At 73.7% G+C, this 25,608-nt stretch carries 18 protein-coding genes and 1 pseudogene; 6 read left to right on the top strand and 13 right to left on the bottom strand.

Annotated features, from left to right (window positions below):
* Nucleotides 1-96 precede the first annotated feature (96 nt).
* Nucleotides 97-1,884 carry an FAD-binding dehydrogenase gene (locus AFM16_RS34685; protein ID WP_078636322.1) on the bottom strand — a complete coding sequence of 596 codons (1,788 nt, stop codon included), beginning with the start codon at nt 1,882-1,884 and terminating at the stop codon, nt 97-99.
* A 246-nt stretch (nt 1,885-2,130) separates the two neighbouring features.
* Here AFM16_RS34685 and AFM16_RS34680 point away from each other — a divergent pair, with 246 nt between their 5' ends.
* Nucleotides 2,131-3,288, top strand: a complete 1,158-nt coding sequence (locus tag AFM16_RS34680; protein ID WP_078636321.1) for a PucR family transcriptional regulator — start codon at nt 2,131-2,133, stop codon at nt 3,286-3,288.
* Between the two features lie 85 nt (nt 3,289-3,373).
* On the top strand, nt 3,374-4,882 hold the full coding sequence (locus AFM16_RS34675) for a hypothetical protein (protein WP_078636320.1): 1,509 nt from the start codon (nt 3,374-3,376) through the stop codon (nt 4,880-4,882).
* Here AFM16_RS34675 and AFM16_RS34670 read toward each other — a convergent pair.
* From AFM16_RS34670 to AFM16_RS34650, 6 genes and pseudogenes are all read right to left on the bottom strand, one after another.
* Nucleotides 4,857-7,664: a DUF5682 family protein gene (locus AFM16_RS34670; RefSeq protein ID WP_078636319.1), complete on the bottom strand. Its 2,808-nt coding sequence runs from the start codon at nt 7,662-7,664 to the stop codon at nt 4,857-4,859. The two genes, AFM16_RS34675 and AFM16_RS34670, sit on opposite strands and share 26 nt — an antisense overlap.
* Nucleotides 7,661-8,782 carry an ATP-binding protein gene (locus tag AFM16_RS34665; protein WP_078636318.1) on the bottom strand — a complete coding sequence of 374 codons (1,122 nt, stop codon included), beginning with the start codon at nt 8,780-8,782 and terminating at the stop codon, nt 7,661-7,663. Before AFM16_RS34665 ends, AFM16_RS34670 begins: the two co-directional genes overlap by 4 nt.
* A 68-nt stretch (nt 8,783-8,850) precedes the next feature.
* Nucleotides 8,851-10,287 (bottom strand): vWA domain-containing protein, encoded by a 1,437-nt coding sequence (locus AFM16_RS34660; RefSeq protein ID WP_078636317.1) that lies wholly within the window; start codon nt 10,285-10,287, stop codon nt 8,851-8,853.
* A complete protein-coding gene (locus AFM16_RS34655; RefSeq protein WP_245178025.1) occupies nt 10,284-11,723 on the bottom strand; it encodes a hypothetical protein in 1,440 nt (479 codons plus the stop codon). Before AFM16_RS34655 ends, AFM16_RS34660 begins: the two co-directional genes overlap by 4 nt.
* Nucleotides 11,697-12,197 (bottom strand): annotated as a pseudogene (locus tag AFM16_RS40310) (hypothetical protein); the annotation flags it as partial. The gene AFM16_RS34655 and the pseudogene AFM16_RS40310, both read right to left, overlap by 27 nt.
* 259 nt (nt 12,198-12,456) lie before the next feature.
* Nucleotides 12,457-12,792, bottom strand: coding sequence for a hypothetical protein (locus AFM16_RS34650; protein WP_245177873.1), 336 nt, complete (start codon nt 12,790-12,792; stop codon nt 12,457-12,459).
* Between the two features lie 407 nt (nt 12,793-13,199).
* On the opposite strand from AFM16_RS34650, the gene AFM16_RS40525 reads away from it, so the two are divergent.
* Both AFM16_RS40525 and AFM16_RS34640 read left to right on the top strand, forming a co-directional pair.
* Nucleotides 13,200-15,056 (top strand): NlpC/P60 family protein, encoded by a 1,857-nt coding sequence (locus tag AFM16_RS40525; RefSeq protein WP_306293485.1) that lies wholly within the window; start codon nt 13,200-13,202, stop codon nt 15,054-15,056.
* Between the two features lie 118 nt (nt 15,057-15,174).
* Nucleotides 15,175-16,359, top strand: coding sequence for a cytochrome P450 (locus AFM16_RS34640; RefSeq protein WP_030795880.1), 1,185 nt, complete (start codon nt 15,175-15,177; stop codon nt 16,357-16,359).
* A gap of 24 nt (nt 16,360-16,383) precedes the next feature.
* Here the strand turns inward: AFM16_RS34640 and AFM16_RS39595 are convergent, their stop codons facing one another.
* The gene (locus AFM16_RS39595; protein ID WP_167797308.1) at nt 16,384-16,560 is read right to left on the bottom strand and encodes a hypothetical protein; all 177 of its coding nucleotides are present in this window, start codon (nt 16,558-16,560) and stop codon (nt 16,384-16,386) included.
* Between the two features lie 427 nt (nt 16,561-16,987).
* Between AFM16_RS39595 and AFM16_RS34635 the strand changes: the two genes are divergently transcribed.
* Entirely contained in the window at nt 16,988-17,623 is a 636-nt protein-coding gene (locus AFM16_RS34635) for a class I SAM-dependent methyltransferase (RefSeq protein ID WP_245177872.1), read from the top strand.
* A 38-nt stretch (nt 17,624-17,661) separates the two neighbouring features.
* Here the strand turns inward: AFM16_RS34635 and AFM16_RS34630 are convergent, their stop codons facing one another.
* The 5 genes from AFM16_RS34630 to AFM16_RS34610 form a co-directional block, all read right to left on the bottom strand.
* The gene (locus tag AFM16_RS34630; RefSeq protein WP_030795878.1) at nt 17,662-18,234 is read right to left on the bottom strand and encodes a phosphatase PAP2 family protein; all 573 of its coding nucleotides are present in this window, start codon (nt 18,232-18,234) and stop codon (nt 17,662-17,664) included.
* On the bottom strand, nt 18,227-19,516 hold the full coding sequence (locus AFM16_RS34625; RefSeq protein WP_051780968.1) for a diacylglycerol/lipid kinase family protein: 1,290 nt from the start codon (nt 19,514-19,516) through the stop codon (nt 18,227-18,229). Before AFM16_RS34625 ends, AFM16_RS34630 begins: the two co-directional genes overlap by 8 nt.
* A gap of 173 nt (nt 19,517-19,689) precedes the next feature.
* A complete protein-coding gene (locus tag AFM16_RS34620; RefSeq protein WP_030795876.1) occupies nt 19,690-21,390 on the bottom strand; it encodes a tetratricopeptide repeat protein in 1,701 nt (566 codons plus the stop codon).
* A 177-nt stretch (nt 21,391-21,567) separates the two neighbouring features.
* Entirely contained in the window at nt 21,568-23,667 is a 2,100-nt protein-coding gene (locus AFM16_RS34615; protein WP_030795875.1) for a DUF1996 domain-containing protein, read from the bottom strand.
* A gap of 208 nt (nt 23,668-23,875) precedes the next feature.
* Complete coding sequence (locus tag AFM16_RS34610; protein WP_078637186.1) at nt 23,876-24,619, bottom strand: hypothetical protein; 744 nt, start codon at nt 24,617-24,619, stop codon at nt 23,876-23,878.
* A 245-nt stretch (nt 24,620-24,864) separates the two neighbouring features.
* Between AFM16_RS34610 and AFM16_RS34605 the strand changes: the two genes are divergently transcribed.
* Nucleotides 24,865-25,533, top strand: a complete 669-nt coding sequence (locus AFM16_RS34605) for a lipoprotein (RefSeq protein WP_078636315.1) — start codon at nt 24,865-24,867, stop codon at nt 25,531-25,533.
* Nucleotides 25,534-25,608 lie beyond the last annotated feature (75 nt).

The following is a 25,608-nucleotide window of genomic DNA, read 5'->3' as shown; positions in this document are numbered from 1 at the left end:
CCGCATGTCTCGCTCGTTTGGACCGTGATCTGAGAGGCTGCCGGGTCGGGACGGTGATCCGCCGACGACCGGTCAGGTCGCGGAGCCGCTGGACGGTCAGGTCGCGGTCGCCGCCGCCGCGGCGCGGCCCGCCTGGCGTCCGGAGAACAGGCAGCCGCCGAGGAACGTGCCTTCCAGGGACCGGTAGCCGTGCACTCCGCCGCCGCCGAAGCCGGCGACCTCCCCGGCCGCGTACAGGCCGGGCACGGGGTTCCCGGATCTGTCCAGGACGCGGCCGGAGAGGTCGGTCTGGAGACCGCCGAGGGTCTTGCGGGTGAGCACGTTGAGCCGTACGGCGATCAGGGGCCCGGCGCTGGAGTCCAGGATGCGGTGGGCGGAGGCGGTGCGGCTGAGCGAGTCGCCGGTGTAGGAGAGGGCGTTGCGGATGCCCATGACCTGGACGTCCTTGGTGTAGGGGTTCTCGATCTCGCGGTCGCGGGCCTCGATCTGCCGTTTGAGGTCGGCCAGGTCGATGAGGTGCGTGCCGGTGAGCCTGTTCATGCCGGCGACGAGGTCGGTGAGGGTGGTCGCGACGACGAAGTCCTCCCCCTTGTTCTTGAACTTCTCGATCGGCTCCGGGGTCTGCCAGATCCGGGACAGGAGCTGCCAGACGTTCTTGTTGGTGAGGTCCGGGTTCTGCTCGGATCCGGAGAGCGCGAACTCCTTGGCGATGATCTTCTGGGTGGTGACGAACCAGGAGTAGTCGTAGCCGGATTCGGTGATGGTCTTCAGGGTGTGCAGGGTGTCGTAGCCCGGGATGTCGGGGGTGTCGAACCGCTTGCCCTTCGCGTCGAACCACATCGAGGAGGGGCCGGGGAGGATGCGGATGCCGTGGCCGGGCCAGATCGGGTCGTAGTTCCTGAGGCCCTCGGTGTAGTGCCACATGCGGTCCGGGTTGACGATCCGGCCCCCCGCCCGCTCGGTGATGGCGAGCATCCGGCCGTCGACGTGCGCGGGCACTCCGGTGACCATGAACTTGGGCGGGGTGCCCATGCGGGCGGGCCAGTTCTGGCGGACGAGGTCGTGGTTGGCGCCGATGCCGCCGGAGGTGACCACGACGACCGGGGCGCGCAGTTCGAAGTCGCCGACGACCGTGCGAGAGCTGGGCTTGCCGCGGGCGGCGCTGCTGGGCTCCAGGATCGCGCCGCGTACGCCGGTGACGACTCCGCCGGTGGTGACGATCTCGTCCACGCGGTGCCGGAACTTGAAGGTGACCTTGCCCGCGGCGACCGCGGCGCGCACCTTCTTCTCGAACGGTTCGACGACGGCGGGGCCGGTCCCCCAGGTGACGTGGAAGCGGGGCACCGAGTTGCCGTGCCCGGTGGCGAGGCCGCCGCCGCGCTCCGCCCAGCCGACGATCGGGAACCACTGCACGCCGAGTCCGGAGAGCCAGGACCGCTTCTCGCCGGACGCGAACTCCACGTACGCCTTGGCCCAGCGGCTCGCCCAGTAGTCCTGGCCGGACGGGTCGTCGACGCCCCGGTCGAAGCCGGCCGTGCCCTGCCAGTCCTGCCAGGCCAGGTCGTAGGTGTCCTTGACGCCCATCAGGCGCTGTTCGTCGGAGTTGACGAAGAACAGCCCGCCGAAGGACCAGAACGCCTGGCCGCCGAGGCTCGCCTCGGGCTCCTGGTCGAGGAGCAGCACCTTGCGGCCGGCGGCGGCGAGTTCGGCGGTGGCGACCAGGCCGGCGAGTCCGTGGCCGACGACGATCGCGTCGGCCTGCTGCGACTCGGCGCCGAAGGCGGGGAAGGCGTGGGCGGCGAGGGTCGCGCCCGCGAGGACTCCGCCGGTCACGGTCAGGGCGTGGCGGCGCGTGACACCGGAGGCGGCGTCGGGGTGGTCCATGGCGGCCCTCCTGGGCGAGGCGTGGGGCATGGAGGTGGCGTGGGGCATGGGGGTGGCGTGCGCGAGGGGTGGGGCAGGGGTGGGGCACGGGGGCGTGCGCGAGGGGTGTTCCTGTGACATCCCCGCTGTTACCGTCGGTAGCCCAACAGGTAACCAGGCCGACACAGCTCTGCGATAGTGCGCGGCAGCCAACGCGGCGCCCGCCTGCTTGTGGCCCGGCGACAGCGGCCGGGCGGGAGGGGGACCATGACGGTCGTTCACGGCCCGGAGCAGGTCACCGCGGTCCTGCGGGACATGGCCGGCGACCCGGACGTGTGCGGGGAACTGGTCCGGGTGGCCCGCAGCCGCTCCCCGGAACTGTCCCGGCTCACCGAGGAGGCGACCCGCTCGCACGTCACGGCGATGATCCGGGCGGCGGGACCCTGGTTCGCCGCGCTGGAGCGGTCGGGTTCGGTCGAGGAACAGGACTTCACCGCCGCGCTGCTGCTGGGCGCCGACCGGGCCGTGCAGGGCGTGCCGATGACCGCCGTCCTGCAAGGGGTGCAGGCGGCGCTCGCCCGGGCGGCCGAACTGGCGGTGGACCGCTGCCGGTCGGCAGGCGTGGCGGACGCCGTCCTGCTCTCCGTGGTGCTGCGGCTCCAGGAGTACGGCAACGCGGTCGAACGCCATGTGATCAACGGCTACCGCGCGGCCGAGCACGACTCCCCACGCGCCCTGGACGCCGTACGGACGCGGCTGCTGCGTCAGGCACTGCTGGGGGAAGTGCCGCCGCGGGCCGAGGAGTTGGCGCGGGCCGGGGTGCGGGCGGACGCCGCGGGACACCACCGCTGTCTCGCCGCGCTGCCGGGCGGGCGGCCGGCGCTGCGGTCGCCGCACGTGGTCACGGCGCTGATCGACGGCCGTCTCGCCGGACTGTGCCCGCGGCCGCCCTCGGCCGACGAGATCGACGCCGGGGCCGTGGTGGTGATCGCGCCCGCCGCTCCGCTGCCCGAACTGCCCGCGCTGTACCGGCTGTGCGCGCGTGCGGCCGCGCTGGGCCTGGAGCGGGGGCTGCGCGGGCTGTACGACGTCACGGACCTGGCCGGCCGGATCGCCCTGTCCGAACAGCCGTTACTGGCCTCGCTGGTGAGCCGTCGGCTGCTCGGCGCCCTGGATCCGGGCAACGACTTCCACCGCCAACTCGCGCGCACCGCGCTGACGTTCCTCGACAACGGCCGTCGGCTCGACCAGACGGCGGCGGCGCTGTTCACCCACCCCAACACCGTGCGTTACCGGCTGGGGCGGCTCCGGCAGATCACCTCGGCGTCCCTCACCGACGGCGACACCGGTCCGCTGGACACCCTGCACTGGTGGTGGGCGCTCACCTCCTGGCTGCACGCGGACGGCACCCCGCCCCCCGTCTGAGCTGGGCCGTCGCGGTTAAGGTCATGGTCCCCGGCCTCGGCCGGGGACCTGTGCGTCGTCGTGGAGTACTGGGGGAACCGACCGTATGCCGACACCCGATCAGATCTGGAACGAGGCCGACCTGCCCACCCGGCGGCTGGCCGGGCTCGCCCTCAATCCGTCCGCTCCCGACGAGATCCTGCTGCGACTGCTGGCGGACGCCCCGCTCGCGGTACGGATGGTGCTGTGCCGGGACCGGGATCTGCCCGGGGCGGTGGCCGACGCGGCGATCGCGCACCCGGACCGGTACACCCGCAGCTTCCTCGTCCGCAATCCGCACGTCGACCCGGCCGTGCGGGCGCGGCTGGTGGACGACCCGGACTGGTTCGTCCGCGCGCATCTCGCCGAAGGCCCGAGGACCACCGACCCCGTCGTCCCGCGGCCGCTGCCGGACGAGACCGTCGTCCGCATGATCACCACCTACTCCCGGGACGACCTGGGCTTCAGCCTCGACCGGCAGATGTCCGCCGCGCTGCGCCGGGCGCTGCCCACCCATCCGATCGCACGGCTGCGGCTGTGGGGCACCGGATCGTTCGGATCGCTGCCCGCCGAGACCCGGGCCGCCCTGCTGGCCGACCCGGACGACGAGGTCCGGGAGTCGGCGCTGCGGCATCTGCGGCACGAGGACCCGGCGTGGGTGGAGAGCACGCTGCCCGCCCACCCGTCGCACGCCCGCACCGGGGCGCTGCTGCACGACGCCCTCAGCCGGGCCGTCGTGGACCGGGTCCTCACCGATCCGGCCGGTCCGGACGAGCGGGCGATGATCGCGAACAATCCGAGCCTGCCGGCCGACGTGGTGGTCCTGCTGGCCGGCGATCCCGACCCCGAGGTGCGGGAGCGGATCGCGCGCCGCGCAGAGCTCGGCCCCGCCGAACGCCGGGCCCTCGCCGAGGACCCCGACCCGAAGGTGCGGCTCGCCGTGTCCGTCCATCCCGCGTGGAGCGAGGAGGAACGGGCGCGGATCGACTACGACGTCCCGCAGGACGGGCCGTTCCTCCACCACTGGCCGCCCCTGCCTCCCCGGGATCCCGAGGCCGTCCGCCGGGACGCGCTCTCCGCCCATCCGCTGCTGCGGCGCCGGGCGGCGAGCCGGCACACCCTTCCCGCCGACCTGCTGGAGCGCCTGGCCGCCGACGACGACCTCGGCGTCCGCGTGCTGCTGGCGCAGAACCACCCCGACGCCCCGCCGCCGCTGCTGCTGCGCGCGTTCCTCGAATACACCGGCCTCGGGCGCGACGACCTGCTGCTGCGGCCACAGTTCCCGACCGACGGACTGGCCGTGCACGCCGACGACGCCGACCCCGTCGTGCGCGCACTGGCCGCCCGTGATCCCGGGTGCGCGCCGGAGACCGTGGCGCGGCTCACCCGGGATCCGGACCCGGCCGTCCGCGCCGCCCTGGCCCGCCACCCGAACCTGCCGCAGGACCGGCTCGCCGAACTGCTGGACGACGAGGAGCTGGCCCACCATGCCGCCGCCAACCCGGCGTTGGCGGCGGACACCGTCCGGCGGCTGGTGGCGGCCCTGCCGGTCAGCCCACGCCCAGCAGCTCCGTGAGGTCCCGCGCGGTCCGCGGGTGCCGGGTGAGGAGCGCCGCCCCGGGAGCGGGTCCCGCGGTCTCCCAGGTGCCGTCGCAGCCCAGCAGGTCCGCCAGCGCGTCGCAGGTCGCGGGGTGGGCTGCGGCCAGTGCGGCACCGGCCGCCCGGCCCGCCGCCGGCTCCGCCCGCGCGCCCGCGGGCCGCTGCGGGAGCCGCCACGGCGGCACCCAGCCGTCCAGCTCGGCGAGCCGGGCGGGGAAGATCCGGCCGGCCTCGCGGATGAGGAGGGGGGCCAGTTCGGTGCCGCTCGCCCGCAGGGTGGTGATCAGGGTCGGCAGCCAGGGCAGCAGGACCGGGTCGGGCAGCCGGGCGAACGCGTTCGACACCGCCTCGACGACGAAGTCCGCAAGACCCGGCACCGGCTCCAGCGCGTGCACGAAGCCGCTGAGATAGCGCGGGTAGGCGGGCACCACCAGCGGGTTGCCGAGCAGTTCGTCGCAGCGCTCGCGCAGCTCGGCCCGGGACAGGGTGCCCAGGTGCGTGCGGGCGGCCCACAGCAGCGCGATGCGGTCGGGCTCCTCAGGATGGGACTGGGCCAGGGCGAGTTCGAGCTGGGTGCGGTCGCAGCCGAGCGAGAGGGCGAGCCCCTCCATGCCGAACAGGAAGCCCAGCATGGCCGCGACCTGCCGGACGGTCGCGTCGTCGTCGGTGAACGCCGTCGGCAGCAGGGTGCAGTAGTGGGCGTAGCCGGTCTTGACGAACGACTCGATCCACGGCGGCAGCACCGGCTCGGCGGTGCGGTAGTGCGCGAGCAGCCGGCGGATGCGGCGCAGCACCTCGGGCGCGCCGTCCACGCTGCGTTCGCGTGCCAGCACGTCGAGGGCGTGGGTGCCCAGTTCGTCGGCGAGGCGGCGGCTGCGCAGGTAGAGGATGGCGTCCTCGACGGCTTCGAGGACGGTCGCCGCGGTGGCCTGCGGCGCGTACGCGGCGCGCCGCAGCCGCTGCTCCAGCACCTGTTCGATGCTGACGCCCTCGTAACCGAGTTCGATCAGAGCGCGCTGGTGGGTGCCCAGGGAGAGGTCCCAGGACTCCTGGATGGGGCGCTCGCCCAGCCGCCGTTCGCCCATGATGGGCCGGGCGGCGCCGTCCGGCATCAGCCGGCGCAGCATCCACAGCACGTCCGAGCAGCGCTCCAGTTCGGGCCGGGAGGCGATGTCCAGCAGGGCGCGCACCACCCCGCGCTGCTGGAGGCGCAGGCCGAGCGGCTCAAGGCGGTCGTGGACGTCGCGGGCCAGCGGCGGCAGCGCGTCGTAGCCGACCTGGCCGACGCGGTCGCCGCCCATCATGATCTCGACCAGCCGCCGCACGTCCCGCCGCCCCGGGACCCGGTCCTTCTCGATACAGGTGACGGCCGCGTCCTGGAAGTCGTACGGCGTCGGCTTGGCGCGCTCGCGCATCCCGGCGAGCAGGATCGACGTCTCGAAGACGGCGATGGCGTCGGCGGTGGAGGCGAGGTAGCCGTTGCGCCGGGCGGCGCGCACGATGTCCACGGACCAGCCGAGCAGTTCCGCCTCGTCCAGCCGGTCGAGGACGGGCGGGCGCTGGAGGAAGCCGGTGAGCCGGTCGGCGGCCGGCGCCTCGGCGGCGGGGAGTGCCCGGACGGGCTGCGCGGCCTTGGCGGGCTTCTTCGTGCCCGCCTGACCGGCGAGCCGGTACGGCTTGACGCGGGTCCGCTTGAGGTTCTTCTGCCATTCGGTCGCGGCGATGGACACCGAACCCGCGGCCAGGCCGAACTGCGCCTCGATCGCGGCGTGGCTGGACGGGATCAGCCCGTGCCGCCACTTGGTGCCGCTGGGCGGGCTGATGGTGAAGGTGTCGCTGCCGTGCACCCCGAACTCCTCGACGCGGCTGGCCGCGTGGAAGGCGCCGCACACGTACAGGCAGTCGGCGGGGTCGGTGCCGGTGGCGGCGAGGTGTTCGCGCATCCGGGTCCACATGTACCGCTCGCGGTCCTCGTCCACCCGCACGCGGTGCGCGTCGCCCGGGGCGAGACGGCGGAAGAGGCTGCCGATGAGCAGCATGACCTGACGGTAGGTGTCGTGGTCGCTGTCGCCGAGGGGGAGTTCGACGAACTGGTGCCACCACTCCGACCAGTGCCGGACCCGGCCGTGGCGCAGCAGGTGCTCCTCCAGTTCGGCGAAGCGGGGGCGCAGGTCGCCGATCTCCACGCCGACGGCGTCGCCGTGCAGGGCGCTCTCCTCGTCGGCGGGTGCCGTGTCGGGGTCGGTCCCGCCGTCCTCCGCCGCGACCGCCGGGAGGTTCTCCCGCCGCTTCTCCCACTGGAAGACGTGGTCGGAGGACCGGTCGACCAGGACGAGTTCGACGCCGGGGGTGTCGAGGGCGTAGGCGATGGCCTGGTACTCGGCGGACGCCTCGGTGACCGGGGCGACCACGGACAGCGGGGTCCAGTCGGCCGGGAAGCCCTCGACCTCGCTGGCGAACGCCTGGACCGCCACCGGCAGCCGGCAGTTGCGCAGTTCGGTCAGGAGCGGGGCCATGTCCTCGCACAGCTCCAGGTACACCACCTTGGGCTGCTTCTCGCGCAGCCGGCGGGCCATCGCGATCGCGGAGGCCGGTGAGTGGTGGCAGACCGGGAAGATCTCCAGCGGTTCGCGGACGGCGCGCTCCACGTCGTCCACGATGCCCCGCAGGATGCCTTCCAGGGCGCCGGGTCCGTCGGCGAACGCCGTGGCCGCCTCGTGCAGTTGGCCGCGCAGGGCCTCGAAGGTGCCGCCGCTCATGACAGGGTCGCGATCGCGTCGCGGCCGCCCTCGAGGAACTCCGGCCAGGCGCCGCCCTCTTCCTTGCCGCGCGGCTCGACGACGCCGTGCAGGTACTTGTTGAGGATGGCGAGGTCCTCCGGCTCGCGCCGGGCCAGGGAGCCGACCAGGGAGGAGGCGAGGGTCCGGGCGGTGAGGGCGCGTTCGCCGAAGAAGTTGCTGTGCAGGATGGCGTCCTCCAGGACGCCGATCTGCTCGGCGGTGGACAGGGCGGACTCCAGCTTCTCGTCGTCGCTGCCGGCCGCGGCGGCGGAGGCGCGCAGGTCGGCGAAGCTCTGGAGCAGCACGTCGAGCAGGGTCGGCGGGACGTCCAGTTCGATCTGGTGGCGGCGCAGCAGTTCCTCGGTGCGGAAGCGGACGATCTCCGCCTCGCTCTTCTTGTTCGTGATGACGGGGATGCGCACGAAGTTGAAGCGGCGCTTGAGCGCGGAGGACAGGTCGTTGACCCCGCGGTCGCGGCTGTTGGCGGTGGCGATGACGGAGAAGCCGGGCTTGGCGAAGACGATGTTCTCGCCGCCCGCGCCGTCGAGTTCGGGCACGGAGATGTACTTCTCGGAGAGGATCGAGATCAGCGCGTCCTGGACGTCACTGGTCGAGCGGGTCAGCTCCTCGAAGCGGCCGATGGTGCCGGTCTCCATCGCGGTCATGATCGGCGAGGGGATCATCGACTCCCGCGACTGGCCCTTGGCGATCACCATGGACACGTTCCACGAGTACTTGATGTGGTCCTCGGTGGTGCCGGCCGTGCCCTGCACCACCTGGGTGGAGTTGCGGCAGATCGCGGCGGCGAGCAGTTCGGCGAGCCAGCTCTTGCCGGTGCCGGGGTCACCGATCAGCAGCAGACCGCGGTCGGAGGCGAGGGTGACGATGGACCGCTCGACGAAGCTGCGGTCGCCGAACCACTTCTGGGCGACCTCCCGGTCGAGACCGTCGGCGCGCTCGGCCCCGAGGACGAAGAGGCGGACCATCTTCGGCGACAGCCGCCAGGAGAACGGCTTGGGGTTGTCGTCGATCGACTCCAGCCAGTCCAGTTCCTCGGCGTACTTGATCTCGGCGGGGGCGCGCAGCAGGTCGGACATGTCGGAACCTTTCTCGGAAGTTCAGAAGTTCACAAAGTCAGGGGGACGTGCGGAGGAGCCGCGGCGCGTCAGCCGAGGAACGTCTTGAGTTCCTGGACGAGCTTGCGGATGTGCCCGGAGAGCACCGGGGTGCCCTGGTCCTTGAAGCGCTCCCGGAACCACGGGTTGACGCTGCCGCGCCCGGAGCTGGTCACCGAGCCGACGGGGATGAACTTCACCCCGGAGCGGTGGAGGGCGGCCATGCTGTCGAACAGGGGCTGGCTCCGCCATTCGTAGAAGTCGGATATCCACACGACGACCGTGTTGCGCGGTTCGGCGATCTTCGGCTCGGCCAGCGCCATGGCGACCGTCCCGTCGGTGCCGCCGCCGAGCTGGGTGCGCAGCAGCGTCTCGAAGGGGTCGTGCACCCAGGGGGTGAGGTCGAGGGCCTGCGTGTCGTACGCGATCAGGTGGACGTCGACCTTGGGCAGTCCGGCGAAGATCGACGCCAGGATGGTGCAGTTGACCATGGAGTCGACCATCGAGCCCGACTGGTCGACCACGACGATGAGCCGCTGCGGGGTCGTCTTGCGGGCGGTGTGCCGGTAGTAGAGGCGGTCGACGTAGAGCCGCTCCTCCTCCGGGCTGTAGTTGGTGAGGTTCTTCCAGATGGTGCGGTCGAGGTCGAGGTTGCGGAAGACGCGCTTGGGCGGGACCGAGCGGTCGATGGCGCCGACCGTGGCCTTCTCCACCTGGGTGCGCAGGACGTCGGCGACCTCGTCCACGAAACGCCGGATCAGGTCCTTGGCGTTGGCGAGGGCCACCCCGGAGAGGTTGTTCTTGTCGCGCAGGAGCTGTTCGACCAGCGACATGCTCGGGGTGAGCCGGGCCGCGAGTTTCGGGTCGGCGAGCACCTCGCGCAGGTGCATGCGCTTGACGAGGTCGGCCTCCAGGGCGCCCAGTTCGGGTCCGATCGCCGGGATCAGCCGGCTGAGGTCCGGTGTCCTGCCGCCCCCTCCGGTGCCGGTGGGGGCGACCCCGCCGGAACCGCCGGAGCCGCGGCCGCCGCGCAGGTCGCCGGGGGCGCAGCCGAGGGCGCGCTCCAGCCAGCCGGCGTCGGACTGCCAGCGGGAGAGCTGACCCGCGCTGACGGCTCCGCTGCCGGTGGAGAAGACGTTGAGCAGCACCTTGGAGACGAGCGCGGCGCGACGCACCTCGGCGGCACCGGCGCGGGTGACCTCGCCGTCCGGGTCCGCGTCCGGGCCCTGGTCCTCGTCCGTGACCATCAACCCGTCGAACTCCGCCGCCAGTTCCGGGTGGCGCTGGACGATCGAGTCGACCGACGCCTGCGGGTCCAGCAGGGCGGCCGGCAGGCCGATGTCCTCCACGACGGCGAGCCCCGCCCGCTCCAGCGCGGGCTGCTCCTCGGGGTCGAAGAGCCGGGCGAGGAGCCGCCAGTACAGCACCTGACGGCGGTTGTCGTGGGGCAGGGCCTCCACCTGGTCGTCACTCTGACGCTCGCTCACTTCCGCAGCAGCCTTCCCGCGCGCTCCCGCAGGACGGTGACGGCGTCGGTGGCCGCCTTCTCCGCCCTGAGGCCGGCCTTGTCGGTGGTGCCGCCGGCCCACGCGCCCGCGTGCAGGGCGACGGGCTTGCGGCGCACGGTCGTCTCGACGGCGAGCGGCTGCACCCGGAACTCCCCGTCGTCCCAGCGCAGCAGGGCGATACAGGCACCGGAGGCGGCGACCGCCTCGGGGGTGAGCGGTCCGGCGGCCGGGATGCGGTCGGTGTCGACCGTGTACGGCTGTCCGGCGACCGTGAAGGTGAGGGTGTCGCCGTCCTGCCGGATCTCGTAGCCCTCCAGGAACACCGGCTCCGCGATGCGTGCGGGGTGGCGGTCCAGCGGGGCGACGGGCGGCGTGACGGCCGTGGCGAGGGCGACGCGGGCGGTGGCGAGGGCGTCGGCGGGCTCGCCCGCGCGGGCCAGGGTGTCGTCCCAGAGGAGATCGCCCTCCTCGGTGAGGGGCATGCCGTCGAGGTCCATGGTCCGGCCCTCGCCGAGCGCCGCCAGCAGCGAGAGGTGCGGCCGCAGCAACTGCCAGACGCCCGCGGCCACGACGGTGTCCGGCTTCGGCACGGAGACGCTCGCGCGGACCAGCCGGGGCGCGGTGCCGTCGGCGGGCTCGAACACGGCGTGCACCTGGGCCTGCGCGGCGGTGGCGTGTTCGTGCAGGTCGACGCCGAGCGGCAGCAGCCGGCCGGTGGCGGGCGCGGTGGCGGCCGGTTCGGCGGCGCCGGGGCAGGTCAGCAGCAGGGCGCGGGCCCACAGGTCGCCCCAGCGGCGGGCCGGGATCCGGTCGAGGGCGGCGCCCGGGCAGGAGGCGGCCAGTTCGGCGGCGAACCCGTCGAGCAGCGTGGCCAGACGGCGCAGTCCGGGCTGGGGAAGCAGCGCGGAGACGATCGGGGCGGCGCCGCCGACGAGTTCGTGGTCGATGCCCTGCCAGCCGGTGCGGGCGAGGTCGGAGAGCCAGGTGCGGGCCGCCGCCAGCAGGTTGACGGTCTCACGGTCACCCGCGGCCGGGGGTGCCGGTTCGCCGCGGGTGCGGCCGGTGGTCTCGTCCACGAGCGCCGTGAGCGCGTCGTGGGCGGCGCCCAGGAGAGCGGTGCGGCCGGCGGCGAGGGCGACGAAGTGGTCCTCCCCCGCGGCAGCGGCACCGGCCTTCTCGGCGGCCTCGGCGACCACGCCCGCCAGCGGGCTGCCGGCCAGGGCGTCGGCGAGTTCCAGCAGGTCGGCGGCGCGCTCGGGGCGAGGGCGCAGCAGCCCCGTGACCAGCGCCCGGTCGACGGCGTCCACCGCGGCGAGGGCCTCGTCGAGACCGTCCACGGACGAGGCCGCCGTCTCCTCGCGCTCCCCCGCGGGCGCCCCCGGCTCCGCCGCGCGGGTCGGCGGGAACCAGTGCATCTCCGGCAACGGCGTGGTGACCGGGGCGAGTTCGAGGTAGGCGAGGTGACGCAGGAACCTGCTGAAGACGGGTGCGGCGAGTGTCTTGCCGTCCGCCTGCGGCGGGCGGGTGCCCGTCATGACGGCGGTGAGGGCCGCGGCGTCCGTGCCGCCTCCGCCACCGGGCTCGGCGCGCAGATAGCGGGCGACGCGATCACCGCCGTACTGGAGCACCGCCTCGGTGACCAGGGCGCGGATGTGGTTGCAGAACGAGCCGCGGGCGCCGCCGCAGGGGCGGTTGTTGTTGGTGCTGCACGCGAAGGCGTACGTGCCGGACGCGACCGACGAGACGTACACCCGTTCGATGTCCGAACCGCTGGAGACGACGCCCTGGAGGCGTCCGTCGGCCAGTTCGACGAAGGGGACCTTGGCGAGCTTGCGTGGCCGCGCGGGTGGCACCACCCGGGCCGTGCTCGACTTCTCCCAGTCCGACAACGCACCATCTCCTTCGCGGCGCAGGGCTGCGCACGCCGGATCGGCGCAGCACAGGGGGGTTGTCGCGGGCTGATCACCCCGACGCCGAAAAACCTACCGGCGACCACTGACAACGCCCCGTGCGTCGGGCTCGCGAAGGCCACGGACGGGGACGGGGACGGGGACGGGAGGACGTCTTCCCCCCTGGCCACAGCCCCCTGGCCACAGCCCCCTGGCCACAGCCCCCTCGCCGCAGCTCCCTGGGCTCGGCTCCCTGGGCTCAGGCCAGCGGCGAGCAGCCCCCGCGGGTGCGGGCGCGGCCGGCCGACCAGGCGCACAGCAGGACGACGCCGGTCGCCGCGGCCGCTCCGGTGAGGACGCCGCCGCGGGAGCGCCAGGCGAGGACGGAGCCGGTGGACAGGGCGGACAGCGCCGATCCGGCGCTCAGCCAGGACCCCACCGACACGGCGGACGCGGCGCTGCCCACCGAGCCGATCGACAGGAAACTGCCCACGGAGCCGACGGACAGGAACGAGCCCACCGAGGCGATCGACAGGGCCGAGTCCTTCGACCACAGCGAACACCAGGAACCGTCGGCGCCACCTCGCATCGTCATACTTCGAGCGTACGCCGGGCAGGGCTGAGGTGCCGCTCTTCGGCCGGTCCCGGTAGGCGATGCGGGCCAGGGCCACCGGCGAGGCGGCCGCCCGGGGCGGCTTCACGCGCGCGAAGTTGACGACGGGGCGGCGCTGGAGACGAAGGTCACGAATTCATATCGGACATTTAACACGTCAATCTTCACACGGGCCACACACGTTGGTTAGTTTGACGCCAGGGCCGCACCGCGCGGCCTCCGCCGAGTCCATGGCACTCTTGGGTGCGGCCGGGTCCCGGAAGTGACCAGCACCCGGCATGGACAGCACAACCGCCCGGCAGGGCAGGGAACTTGAGGCGTGCCCGAACCGCGGGCCGTCCGGGTCCACCGCCCCTCGGCCGGCGGAGCACGGAAGGAGTACGTCTTCCATGGCGACGGAGGTCGGCGAGCCTAGCCGGGCGGAGATCCAGCAGGCCGTCAGCGCGTTGTACGACCGGGCCGAGAGCGACACCGGGACGTTCAACGCCACTCGCGCCAGGTCGAACGCGACCCGCAGGCCCGCCGGCGGCGCCCGGGGGTCCGGCGACGCCGCCACGGACTCCGTGGCCCGCCAGTGGTTCGACATGGTCCGCAACAACGTCGGACCGACGCTCGCCGCCACCCTGCCCGCCGACCGGATGCCCGAGCGTCCCGCCCTGGCGGCCCGTCCGCCGCGGGAGGAGCGCCCGACGGGCGGCGGCGCACCCCGTGAACTGGAAGCCGGACGCCGCCTCGAACTGGAGGCGCCCGAGCGGCGCACACCCGAACTCCCCGGCGGGAGCGGAGCCGTCGCCGCGCTGCCCCCGGCCGCGCCCGCGGCCCTGCCCGCCGCACCCGCGCCGTCCCGCCCGCCCCAGCTCTCCGCGGGCCAACCCGGCGACACGGCCGAGCAGTTGGCGTACCGCGCGGAGGCCGCGGCGGCCTGGTCGGGCAACCCCTCCCCCACCACCGGCACCGACCCGCTGACCGACACCGGCGGCATCCCGCAGCTCACCGGCGGCGCCGCCCCGATGCCGAACTCCGTTCCCACGGCGCCGACTTCGGACTATCTGACGCAGGGTGGCGGCTTCGGGACACCGGCGGTCGCCCTGACGGCACCGATGGCGGTCATCCCGTCCCCCACGCAGGCACAGACCCCGACTCAGGCTCCGCCGGCCGAGTACGCGACCCCGGCGGGCGGCGTACCGGCACCGACGGGCGGCTTCGCCACGGCGGCCGCCGGCTACCAGGGCGCCTCGGGCGAGTACGGCGCCCTCGCGCCCGGCATACCGACCCAGCCCGGCAGCATGGACGACATGCTGGGCGGCGGCGGACCCATGGTTCCGGAATCCACGCTCATGGCCCCCGGGGCCGCCTCCACGGCACCGACGGCCGGGTACCTCACCCAGGGCGCGGGCTTCCCGGCCCCCGTCACCGACTACGCGATGCCCGCGACGGCGGCGCCCGCCCCCGACTACGCGCCCTCGGCCATGACCGCACCGGTCACCGACTACGCCGCCCCCCTCACCGACACCTTCGCGGCGCCCACGCCCGCACCCGCGCCCGAGTTCGGTGGCGCGCTGCCCGCCACCGGGTTCCCGCCGTCGGAGTTCGGCTACGCCTCCCCGGTGGTGGCGGCCTTCCTCCAGTCCACAGCAGCACCGGCGGCCGCACCCGCACCGGCGCCTCCGCTCGGCCAGCCGGACCCGCTCGGCATGCCCGTCACCGAATCCGGTCTCCCGTACCTGCCGTACGAGTACCCGGCGCCCCAGCAGGCCGCCGCACCGGCACCCGCACCCGCGCCCGCCCCCATGCCCGCCCCGGCACCGGCCCCGGCACCGCCCCCCGCCCCCGCCGCACCCCCCGCTCCCACCGGCGCCACCTTCAGCGTCGGCGGCACCGCGTACCTCGGGAAGGCGGACAAGGCCCTCGCCTTCGCCCGCGCCCAGATCGGGCGGCCCTGTGTGTGGGGCGCCACCGGACCGGAGTCGTACGACCCGTCCGGCCTCAACCAGGCCGCCTGGCGGGCCGCCGGGGTGTCCCTGCCGCGCGCCACGCTCGACCAGGCCAAGGACTTCCCCCGGGTCGGTCTCGACGAGCTGCGCCCCGGCGACCTGGTCTTCTTCCACGACGACCTCAGTCACACCGGCCTGGTCTCGGGCAGCGGCATGATGATCCACGCCCCGCGCCCGGGCGCGCCCATCAGCGAGGAACCGATCATGGCCGTCGGCGAGGGCACCCTGCGCGGCGCGGTACGCCCCTCCTGACCCCACGTCCCCCTCCCCCTCCGCACCGCCACGCGCGTGTGGCCGAAAGCTGCGCATCGCCGGACCCGTCCCCCCGGTCACACTGGCGTCCGGTCCGGCGAACGGAAAGGTGGTCGGGGTGGGGGACGCTCAGGAGTCCGTACGGAAGGTCGACCGAGGGGCGGCGCCGTCCGGGTGCCCGGTGAGCCGCGGGGCGGACGGGACCTGGCGGGTGCACGGGTACGCCGCCGCCCGTGAGGTGCTGCGCAGCACGGACACCGTGCAGGCGGGGCTGGGCATCGAGACGGTGGAGAAGCTGCCGGCCAGGATCCGCCGGCCCGTGCTGTACCAGGACGGGCCCGGCCACCGCGAGCAGCGCCGCCAGACCGCCCGGTTCTTCACGCCCCGGCGGGTGGACGAGCACTACCGCGAGCTGATGGCCCGGGTCGCCGACGAGCAGGTGGCCGTGGTGCGGCGGGCCGGGCGGGCCCGGCTCTCCGATCTGAGCTTCACCATGGCGATCGAGGTGGTGCGGGAGATCATCGGGTTGACGCACAGCCGCCCGGGGCTGAAGCGGCGGCTGGACGCCTTCTTCCCCGAGGAGTTCGGGCGGCCGGGGCTGACGAGCGCGCGCGGTCTGTACTGGCTGGTCCGGCAGAACGTGAACTGGCTGCGCATCCATCTCGCCGACGTCCGCCCGGCGATCCGGGCGCACCGCCGCCGGGAGCGGGACGACCTGATCGGGCATCTGCTGGCCGACGGCTGCTCGGACGCGGAGATCCTGGGCGAATGCCTGACCTACGCCGCGGCCGGCATGGTCACCACGCGCGAGTTCATCTGTGCCGCCGCCTGGCATCTGTTCGACGATCCGGCGCTGCAGAAGCGGTACCGCGCGGCGGAGGAGCCGGAGCGGCTCGCGCTGCTCCAGGAGATCCTGCGCCTGGAGCCGGTCGTGGGCCGCCTGTCCCGCCGGACCACCGCGCCCCTGGAGGTCGGCGGGGTCCGGGTCGGGACGGGCGAGCTGATCACCGTCCACGTCGACGAGGCGAACGCCGATCCGGAGGTCGTGGGCGGCGATCCGCTGCTGCTGCGGCCGGGCCGGGTGCTGGGGCTCGGCCCGTGGGCGGCCGGGCTGGCGTTCGGGGACGGCGCCCACCGCTGCCCGGGGGCGGGGGTCGCCGTACTGGAGGCCGACGTGCTGCTCAGCCGGCTCTTCGCGCTGGACGGGTTGCGGACGGCCGGGGTGCCGCGGGTGTCGTTCAAGGACGACATCGGCGGCTACGAGATCAGGGACCTGACGGTGGTCCTGCCCACCGGCGGATGAGCCCGGGGGCGGCGGCGGGCCGGGTCAGCGCAGCGCGGTGCTGCCGGAGCGCATCTGGGCGCGCCGGGCGTTGTTGTAGGCGCGCAGGAGGAGCTTGGAGACGGCGCACGGGGCGTTGTCGTAGTGGCACTGGCGGCAGGTGCGCAGGTGCTCCTCGTAGGCGACGCGGGCCTCGTGCAGGGCTTCCTCGGGCGAGGGCATAGGGATCCTCCGAAGGGTACGACGAATCGCGGCGGCCTTTGCTACTTGCGAGTAGGCCACCCATCAGACGGCAGCAGATCATGTTACTTACGGTAGTGGAAACTCGGATTCCGGCCGCCCGCGGAATCCGTCGTCCCGCGGGCGACGCGAATCGGCCGACCGGCTCGTCCGCGCCAAGGGCCGGACGGGGAACGCGTAATGCGGCGGAAACGCGGGCGACGGAAGGACGCGGGCGGCCGGGAAACAACCGCGCCGGGGCCGCCCGGGGAGTTGCGCTCCGTAGCGGAGACGGCCGGGAGGCGGCGGTCGCGAGGCGGGCACCCGGCGGGTGAGGGCGCCGTTGTGAGAGGCCGTCAGGGATGCGAGGATGCGCGCGAGCCGAGTCTCATCCGGGTCTCACCCCGCCTGTCACCCCAGGAGGACCAGCGTGAACGACGAGGACGACGGACCGCGGGCCGCGGCGGTGTTCGACGCGCTCGGGGCCGCCTACGAGAAGGCGTTCGCGCACTCCTCGGCCCACCACGCCTCCCTGGACTGGCTCCTGGGCCGGCTCGCGCCGGGCAGCCGGGTGCTGGACGTCGGCAGCGGGACCGGCCGGCCGACCGCGCACACCCTGGTCTCGGCGGGCCACCGTGTGCTGGGCGTGGACGTCTCCCCGGTGATGGTGGAGCTGGCCTCCCGGCAGGTTCCCGACGCCGAGTTCCGGCTGGCGGACGTGAGCGAACTCACGCTGGAGGACGGCTCGTTCGACGCGGTCTGCGTCTACTTCTCGCTGCTCCAGATCGACCGGCCCGGGCAGGCCGAGCTGATCGCCCGTCTCACGCGGGCACTGGCGCCCGGCGGCACCCTGGTGCTCGCCACGGTGCCCCTGGACGTGGACGGCGTCGACGCCGTCTTCATGGGCCAGGCGGTGCGGGTGACAAGTTTCACGGCCGAGGACCTCGTCGGCGTGGTGCGGGACGCGGGCCTGACCGTGCTGGCCGAGCAGAGCATGCTGTTCACCCCCGACCACCCCGAGGCCGTGCCCGAGCCCCATCTCTTCCTGTACTGCGAGAAGCCGTAGACGCCGTAGAAGCCGTAACGGCACCCAGGGGCCGTCGCCTAGACGTCGGCCCGCGACGCGAGCGCCACGATCAGCGCGGCGGACCCGGTGCCGAGAAGCGCCCCCGCCACGACGTCACCCGGGTAGTGGACCCCGGTGTGCACCCGGGAGTAGCCGACCGCGCAGGCCAGCAGGCCCAGCGGGACGGCGGCGACAGGGAAGGCCGGGCCGACGGCGGCCGCGAAGGCGACGGCCGAGGCGGTGTGCCCGGAGGGGAAGGACGCGGAGTCCGGCATCGGCACATGGCGGCCGGGGAACGGCGAGTCCTCGGCGCGGTGCGGCCGGGGCCGGCGCACCAGCCGCTTGCCGAGCAGATTGGCGGTGGCGGAGGCGACCCCGACGGCCGCGACGCCCATCGCCGCGGCCCGGCGCGGACGGCGCCCGCACAGGGCGAGGCCCGCGGCGACCGCGAAGGAGATCTTGGAGTGGTCGGCGGCCGCGGAGAGCCGGCGCAGCGCGGTGTCCAGGGCGGGCGTCCTGGTGACCGTGACCGTCTCGTACAGGGCCTGGTCCATGGTGGCGAGGTCGCTGACGAGACTCAGCGCGGAGATCTTCTGACGGCGGTCAGACATCGTAGGCATCCTTGATCGTACGGGGGTCGGGGCGGCCGAGCGCGAGGCGGACGATCCGCCGCCAGTCGACCGTGGGAGGCGCGTAGGCGGCGCCCGGGCGGTGCCGCGGCACCCGGACCCGCAGCGCGCCGGGGCGGACCGTGCACACCACGGGGGTGGGCAGGTCGAGGGCCTCGCCGTCCACGGCGACCGGCACGGTCTCCCGGTCGGCCTCGACGACCACGCGGCGGGCGGTGAGCGAGGTGATGCCGCTGGCCCGCTCACCGAGCAGCGCCAGTTCGGCGGCCTGGGCGGCCCCCTCGACCCGGACGCCGATCACACCGAGCAGACCGGTCTCCAGCCGGGGCCGGCGGCCGCCGCCCAGCGGATCGGCGCGGGCGTAGGGGTTGTTGCTGACGAGGAGGGCCTGCGGGGCGTGGATCGAGGAGTCGTCGGCCCGGACGTCCAGGGTGGTGCCGGCCTGGCCCTGGAGCAGGTCGGGCAGGTGTTCCAGCGCGGTGGTGGCCTTGGCGTCGCGGTACTCGGGGCTCTGCACTATCTCCGCGTACGCCCCGAAGGAGACGGTGTTGACGAAGGCGCGGCCGCCGACGTCCCCGAGGTCGACGCGGAGTTCCACGCCGTGCGTGAGGGCGTCCAGGCTGAGCACCGGGTCGCTGCGGTCCAGGCCGAGGTCCATGGCGAAGTGGTTGCGGGTGCCGGCCGCGACGACCAGGAACGGCAGGTCGTGTTCGGCGGCCACGGCGGCCACCAGGGCCTGCGTGCCGTCGCCGCCCGCGACCCCGAGCAGGTCCGCGCCGTCGGCGACGGCCTGCCGGGCCTCGGCGACGGGGTCGGTGTGGCCCTCGTCGGTGCCGAGCAGCACCACACGCGCGCCCAGCGCCTCCGCGCGCTCCACGAGGTTGTGCTTGACGACCTTGCCGCCGCCCGACTTCACGTTCATGATCAGCACCGGGCGGCGGGGCGGCAGGGCCTTGCGGCCGTGCGTGCCCTTGGGGCGGCGCACGGTGCGCAGGGCGGCACGGGCCGCGGCGAGGGCGGCCGCCCAGAGCGCCAGCGCGCCCACCGCGACGACCCACAGGCCGGACGCGGCGTACAGCACCAGCACGCCGACCGGCGCGGTCACCGCGAGCAGGGCGCCCAGCAGCCGGGCGCCGCCGCGGTGCGCCAGCATCCACCACACGCCCGCCCCGGCCAGGCCCAGTCCGGCGAGCCCGACGAGCAGCACCAGCCAGCCGCCGGATCCGGAGCCGCCCGCGACCACGGCGGCGCATCCGGCGACCATCAGCAGCGCGACCCGCGCCCAGAGCCGGGCGCGCGCGACGAGGTCATGACCAGTCCGGCCGTCCGGCCCGGGTCTCGTCGGAGCGGACCCGCGTGTCTCGTTCACCGTGCGTCCGCCATGCCCCGGGACTCCTCGTCGTGCGGTCGGTTGCTCGTCCTGCGGTTCGTCGTCGGTCAATTGTCCATGCCGCAGCAGCCGGACGGGCCGGCGGAGTCCTCGGGCGCCTCCAGTCGGCAGAAGCAGGACGCCCGGACGGGTACGTCGGCCAGCGCGGCGGCGAACTTGAGCTGGTGGGCCACGATCCGGGCCTCGTCGTCCTTGCCCTGCCGGACCAGGCACTCGTGGAGTCCGTGCAGCGACCAGACGTTGCCCGGGTGCTGGGAGGGGCGCGGCAGGCTGTCGTCGAGGCCGAGGTCGGCGCGGTAGACCGCCTCGGCCTCCGCGATCCGGCCCTGCTCCAGCAGCAGGGCGCCGTAGGCGTGCCGGGTGGGCTGCATCCAGCCCCACGGCTCGTCGTAGGGCAGGGCGTCGTCCAGGGCGATCGAGCGCTCCAGGGCGGCGAAGGCGAGGTCGTGGCGGCCCTTGCGGTACTCCAGTTCGCCGTCCAGCATCGCGGCGGCGACGGCGAGGATGTCGTGGCAGGTGTTGTTGAACAGCATCCGGGTCTCCGGGACCCTGTCCACCGCCGCCCGGAACAGCTCGCGTTCGGCCTCGGCCTCCTCGACCCGGCCCGTTGCGGACAGGGCGACGCCGCGCGCGTAGTGGAAGAGGGCGGTCGTCATGCAGTACAGCCCGGGGTCCGCGGGGCGCGGCAGGGCGAGGATGTCCTCCCAGCGGCCGAACCGGATCAGGACGTGGAAGCGCATCCCGAGGAAGCCTTCGAGCCAGTCGGCCATCGGCGGGCTGGGCACCCGCAGCAGTTCCTCGGGGATCGACTCCTCCAGCCGGTCCGCGGCCGCGAGGGCCGTCTCGTACCGGCCGAGGAACATAGCGCCGTAGATCTTGAAGTGGTGGTTGTGCGACCGGTACAGCGTGTAGAAGTTCATCGCGCCGGCCCGCGCGAGGTACTTCTCGTCGGCGGCGATCGCCGCGGTGTTGTCGGTGACGACGCGTCGGTAGTCGCCGCAGAGCACGTCCAGATGGGACGGCATGTGTTCGAGGTGCCCGGCGTCGGGCACCAGGCCGCGCAGCCGGTCGGCGACCCGGAGGGCGGCCTCGGGGGTCGGTGACATCTCCATCAGGTGGATGTAGAAGTGCAGGATTCCGGGGTGCCGGGCGGCGGGGGCGGTGGCGAGCGCGCGGTCGAGGACGTCCTTGGCCTCCCGGGTGCGGGCACCCTCGGCGGGGGTTCCGGTCCGCAGGTCCCAGAGCTGCCAGGGGGTGAGGTTCATCAGCGCGTCGGCGTACAGCGCGGCCACGTCCAGATCGTCGGGGGCGAGGTCGTGGACGGCGCGCATGGCGTCGGCGTACGGCTCGTTCCACACCGAGCAGTCCTTCGCCGGGCCGGACTGCGGGTAGCGGGCGCGCAGGGCGCCGATCAGAGCGCGTTCGACGGGCGTGGCGTCGGCGGCCTTCTCGTGCGCCCGTTCCACGGCTGCGTGGGTGCGGGCGACGGTCCGGGTGAGGTCCTCCTCGTCGAAGAACTCCCAGGGCTTGTTGTAGTTGGGGCCGAGCGCGTAGGCGATGCCCCAGTGGGCCATCGCGCAGTCGGGGTCGGCCCGGACGGCGGCCTCGAAGCAGGCGACGGCCTCCTCGTGGTGGAAGGCGTACGACCACACAAGGCCCCGGTCGAACCATCGCTGGGCCTCGAGCGAGGTGGTCGTCACGGGCCGGCCGTGGCTGCCGAGGTCGTAGGGGTACTCCGTGGATTCCATGGCTCTCCCGTCGTCGCGCGCGCTTCCAGCGACGTATACCGCGCGGGCCGGGTCCTGGGGGTGACTCGGCGGGCGGAGCACCCGTACGGGAGGCGGGCGGGACGCACGAAGGGGCCCGCCGGCACTGCTGCACAGTGCCGACGGGCCCCTCACCGCCATGCGGGTCCTGCCGCGGGGTCAGTCCTTGCGGAAGGCCGTGCGTCGCAGGAGGACGAAGCCGCCGATCAGGAGCAGCGCGCCGGCCGCGGCGGGCCAGAGCTGGGCGCCCGTCTCGGCCAGGCTGCCCCCGACGGCCTGCGGCTGGGTCTGGGGCTGCGTCTGCGGGCCGGTGTCGTCCACGGGAGTGGTCGACCCCTGTTCGCCCTGGACGTCCTGGCCGCCCTGGTTGTCCTGGCCGGCCGGTGCGGCGGACTGCTCCGGGGGCGCGGTGGCGGCGTCGCCGACCTCGCCCTTGCCGCCCTTGCCGCCGTTGTCGGCACCGGCGCCGGGCTTCGTGTCGGCCTTGGCCGACGCCTTCGGGGACGGCTTGTCGTAGATCTTCGGGTCCTGGGTCACGGGGGTGTCGCCACCGGCGTTGTTGCCGCCGCCGTTGTCGTTGCCGCCGTTGTTGTTCCCGTTGTCGTTACCGCCGTTGTCGTTGCCGCCGTCGGCCGGGGGCTCGGGGGACTGGGCGGGCGGGTTCTCGGCGCCGTTGTCGCCACCGGCGTTGCCGCCGTTGCCGCCGCCGTTGTTGTTCCCGCCGCCGTTGTTGTTCCCGTTGTCGCCGCCACCGTTGCCGTTGTCGCCACCGCCGTTGCCGTTGTCGCCGCCGCCGTTGTCGCCGCCACCGGTGCCGGCGCCGCACGTGCGGCCCTCGTTGATGCAGGCGACCATCTCGCGCATCAGGTCCTCGCCGAAGACGTTGATGAAGTCGCCGTGGTCGGTGACCGGCTTGTGGAGCTGCTCGGGGAAGGAGTCCACCGCGAAGAGCGGAGTGGTCCGGCCGCCGTCGGCCAGGCTCGGCGCGTCGACGTCGTACACGATGCGCTGGACGAGCTGCGGGATCGCCTTGAAGCCGTTGGCGCAGCTTCCGTCGGCGGCGGCGAAGGCCACATGGGTGCGGTGGTTGGCGCTGTCGATGTTCGAGCCGTCCCAGCAGCTCTGGAAGCGGAAGGTGCGCACCACGTCACTGCCCTGCGGGCAGAGCGGGTACTTGTCCTTCAACTGCCGGTCCTCGAAGCCGGTGCAGCTCCAGGAGGCGTTGGCGTTGACCGGGCCGTTGACGAACGCCTTGGCGTCGCCGGTGATGATGCGCAGCAGCCGCGGCATCTCCGTGACCTTGGACTGCGCGTTGCCGACGAAGGTCATCGTGACGGCCTTGGGCGTGACGATCTCGCCGGCGTTGCCCTCGACACCGCCGCCGGGGCTGTTCGCGTCCCGTTCCTGGGTGCCGTTCTGCAGACGGATGACGGGCCAGAAGTAGCTGGACTTGTCGTCCTGGTCCACGCAGGACGTCTGGGCGTTGGCCAGGTCCTCGTCCGAGGCGAAGGCGTCGTTGGACTGGTTGCCGACGTAGTCGTGGAAGTGGTGGGCGCCGTTGGTGACACCCGGGGCGACGATCACGTTGTCCGAGTTGAACAGGCCGTTCTCGTTGACGCCGCAGCTCGTGACGAAGGTGCCGCGGGAGGGGCCGGAGGCCGGGTTCGCGCCCTGGCCGCCGGGCTGGACGGACTTGATGTCCACGTAGTCCGCGGCGACGGGGCCGTTGCCGGCCTGACCGCCGTTGCCCTGCTGGCCGCCACCGTTCTGGCCCTGGTCCTGACCGCCCTGCTGGCCGTCGTTCTGACCCTGGCCCTGGTCGCCCTGGTCCTGGCCACCCTGGTCCTGACCGCCGTCGCCCTGCTCGCCGTTGCCCTGCTCGCCGGCCTGGTCGTCGGCGGTGCGCAGGGTGCAGGCGGCGAACTCCTCGAGGCCCTGCGGGCGGTCACCGACGCGGTCGATGGCGATCGCGATGCGCTCGATGGTCGCCGCGCGCTTCTCCTTCAGGGGGTTCATCACCGCGTTGTCGGCGAAGCCGGCGTCCTCGCGCACGGACTGGGCCGAGTCCTGGAGCTGGCGGTAGGCCGCGGCTATCTGCTGGTCCAGGTTGGCCAGTTCACGGTCGACCTCCTCGCCGGCCTGCTGCGGCACATCGGTGAGCCGGGTGCCGACGTCGGGGCAGTCGATGGTGACGGAGCCCGAGGTCCAGGGCTTTCCGCCGTCGTCCTCCGTGGCGGAGGCGTAGACGTTGGCCGCCATGAGCCCGCCACCGCCCAGCATGAGCGCGACCGCCGCGAAGGTCGCGCGCCGTCCGCCCGTGGGGCGTCTGCGCCTGTTGTGTACCAAGGAATGCTCCTACGCGTCGTGGTCGGCGGCGGACAATAATTCCCCCCGGTCCCATACGCGGCCCGGTCCGGAAGTGTTCAACCGTCCCGGAAATTCATAGCAACATCTCAGATCGCGCCTCTCACCTGGGTACATGGAGCCGCACGCGGAGCCACTCCCGCAACAGGCGTCGCAGACGCACCCCCTGACCGTGCAGCAGTCCGAGGACGACGGCGGCGGCCACGGCGATCAGATGCTCGCGTCCGGCGAGGTTGGGTCTGACGACGGACTCCACGAGCATCGAGCCACCGGTGAGCGTGAACAGTACGGGGGCGCGGCGCAGGACCGCCAGATAGGTGAAGAGGCCGACGACCGCGGCGGACGGCCCGGTGTCCAGCACCTGCCCCGCCTCGGGCGGCAGCCCGAACCCCCACACGTCCGGTCCGGCCGCGAGCATGAGCCGCACCGTGAGGGTGCCGGCGAGCGTGGCGGCGTACGCGATGGCCAGGGTCCTGGCGCGGCCGAGGGTCAGCTCGGCGAGCGCGAAGGCGAGGAAGAGCTGCGCGATACCGCCCCACACGGGCAGATCGAGCGCGGGCACATACAGAGATACGGGAGTCCGCGACAACGCCACCCACAACGGCAGATCCCCCTGCACCCCACCGAGCATCCGCACAACTTCAGCCCCACCGGGCCGCTGGGCGAGGGCATGAAAGAAGACGACACCCCCACAGGCCACGAACGCCAGCACCAGCCCCCCGGGCCCCCGCCGCCGCAACCGCCGCACGGGATCGACGACGATCCCCTCCCACTCCCCCCGCAACACCCGCCGGACGAACCGGAGCCCACCCCACCGCCGCGCTCCCCCCTCGGCCGCGGCCTCCACCTCGACAAGCTCGTCCCCGTCCGCCCGCTCCACATCCGGACTCGCGACACTCACGGCGTCCCCCACACTCCTCTCACCGGCCCACCCGTCCCCACACGGCACGGCACCGACGAAGACGCGAAGACGCCCCGCGAGGATCACTGGCGCGCCCTACCACCCGGTAACCCCTCGCCCCGAGCCCCTCGGTTAAAGTTCCCCGCCGGTACCGAAGCTGGCTGGGGTCATGTCAAGAGGGGGAGATTCAGGTGCGTGCAGGGGTGGGGAACGTGGGGCGGGGGCTCGTCGTCCTCGGGATGGTGGTGGGGATGGCCGCCGTCACCGGGTGTTCGGGTGGGGAGAGCGGGGGGTCCACGAGTGTGGGGGCCTCGGCGAGCCCCACCGCCGATGTCGCCAAGCGTGGGGCGTCGGTCGGGGCGGACGGGTCGGCGTGTGAGCTGCCCGTCACCTTCGACACCGCCGAGTTCTGGAAGCCGAAGGCGGTCGACGCGTCGGCGGCGACGCAGGAGGGCGGTGACCTGGGGGAGCTGGCGGACGCGTTCCTGCGGCAGGGGCCCGTCACCGTGGCCTGTGAGATCGACGCCAAGCCCGCCGGGAAGATCGGCTTCCTGCGGGTCTACACCGGCGAGGCGGGCGACGCCGAGCCGCGCGCGGTGCTGGAGGAGTTCGTGGCCGCCGCCGAGGGCGTGAGCGGGGCGACGTACCGGTCGGTCGAGGCCGGCGAGGTCAGCGGTACCGAGGTCGAGTATCAGACCACGAGCGAGCTGCTGGAGGAGACGAAGAAGGAGCGCGCCCTGGCGGTCGGGACGCCGGAGGGGACCGTGATCCTGCACCTGGGCGGCATGGACACCCAGGAGCACGAGGCGATGCTCCCGGCGTACGAGCTGGCCAAGAGCACCCTGCGCGTCTCCGGCTGAGGCTCCCGCGCGGGCCGTGCGCGGAGCCGTTCGGCGGCCCGCGGGATGCAGACCGGCCCCGGTGTGGCGCATTCT

The sequence above is a fragment of the Streptomyces antibioticus genome (genome assembly GCF_002019855.1).
In the GTDB taxonomy this organism is placed as follows: domain Bacteria; phylum Actinomycetota; class Actinomycetes; order Streptomycetales; family Streptomycetaceae; genus Streptomyces; species Streptomyces antibioticus_B.
Note: the sequence above shows the minus strand (reverse complement) of the source record. Positions and strands in the feature narration are given on the sequence as shown.

Bases quoted from the DNA above. Each gene is read 5' to 3' on its own strand.
- AFM16_RS34685 (WP_078636322.1), bottom strand. From the start codon at position 1,884: ATGGACCACCCCGACGCCGCCTCCGGTGTCACGCGCCGCCACGCCCTG.
- AFM16_RS34680 (WP_078636321.1), top strand. From the start codon at position 2,131: ATGACGGTCGTTCACGGCCCGGAGCAGGTCACCGCGGTCCTGCGGGAC.
- AFM16_RS34675 (WP_078636320.1), top strand. From the start codon at position 3,374: ATGCCGACACCCGATCAGATCTGGAACGAGGCCGACCTGCCCACCCGG.
- AFM16_RS34670 (WP_078636319.1), bottom strand. From the start codon at position 7,664: ATGAGCGGCGGCACCTTCGAGGCCCTGCGCGGCCAACTGCACGAGGCG.
- AFM16_RS34665 (WP_078636318.1), bottom strand. From the start codon at position 8,782: ATGTCCGACCTGCTGCGCGCCCCCGCCGAGATCAAGTACGCCGAGGAA.
- AFM16_RS34655 (WP_245178025.1), bottom strand. From the start codon at position 11,723: ATGCACTGGTTCCCGCCGACCCGCGCGGCGGAGCCGGGGGCGCCCGCG.
- AFM16_RS34650 (WP_245177873.1), bottom strand. From the start codon at position 12,792: ATGACGATGCGAGGTGGCGCCGACGGTTCCTGGTGTTCGCTGTGGTCG.
- AFM16_RS40525 (WP_306293485.1), top strand. From the start codon at position 13,200: ATGGCGACGGAGGTCGGCGAGCCTAGCCGGGCGGAGATCCAGCAGGCC.
- AFM16_RS39595 (WP_167797308.1), bottom strand. From the start codon at position 16,560: ATGCCCTCGCCCGAGGAAGCCCTGCACGAGGCCCGCGTCGCCTACGAG.
- AFM16_RS34630 (WP_030795878.1), bottom strand. From the start codon at position 18,234: ATGTCTGACCGCCGTCAGAAGATCTCCGCGCTGAGTCTCGTCAGCGAC.
- AFM16_RS34625 (WP_051780968.1), bottom strand. From the start codon at position 19,516: ATGGTCGCCGGATGCGCCGCCGTGGTCGCGGGCGGCTCCGGATCCGGC.
- AFM16_RS34620 (WP_030795876.1), bottom strand. From the start codon at position 21,390: ATGGAATCCACGGAGTACCCCTACGACCTCGGCAGCCACGGCCGGCCC.
- AFM16_RS34615 (WP_030795875.1), bottom strand. From the start codon at position 23,667: ATGGCGGCCAACGTCTACGCCTCCGCCACGGAGGACGACGGCGGAAAG.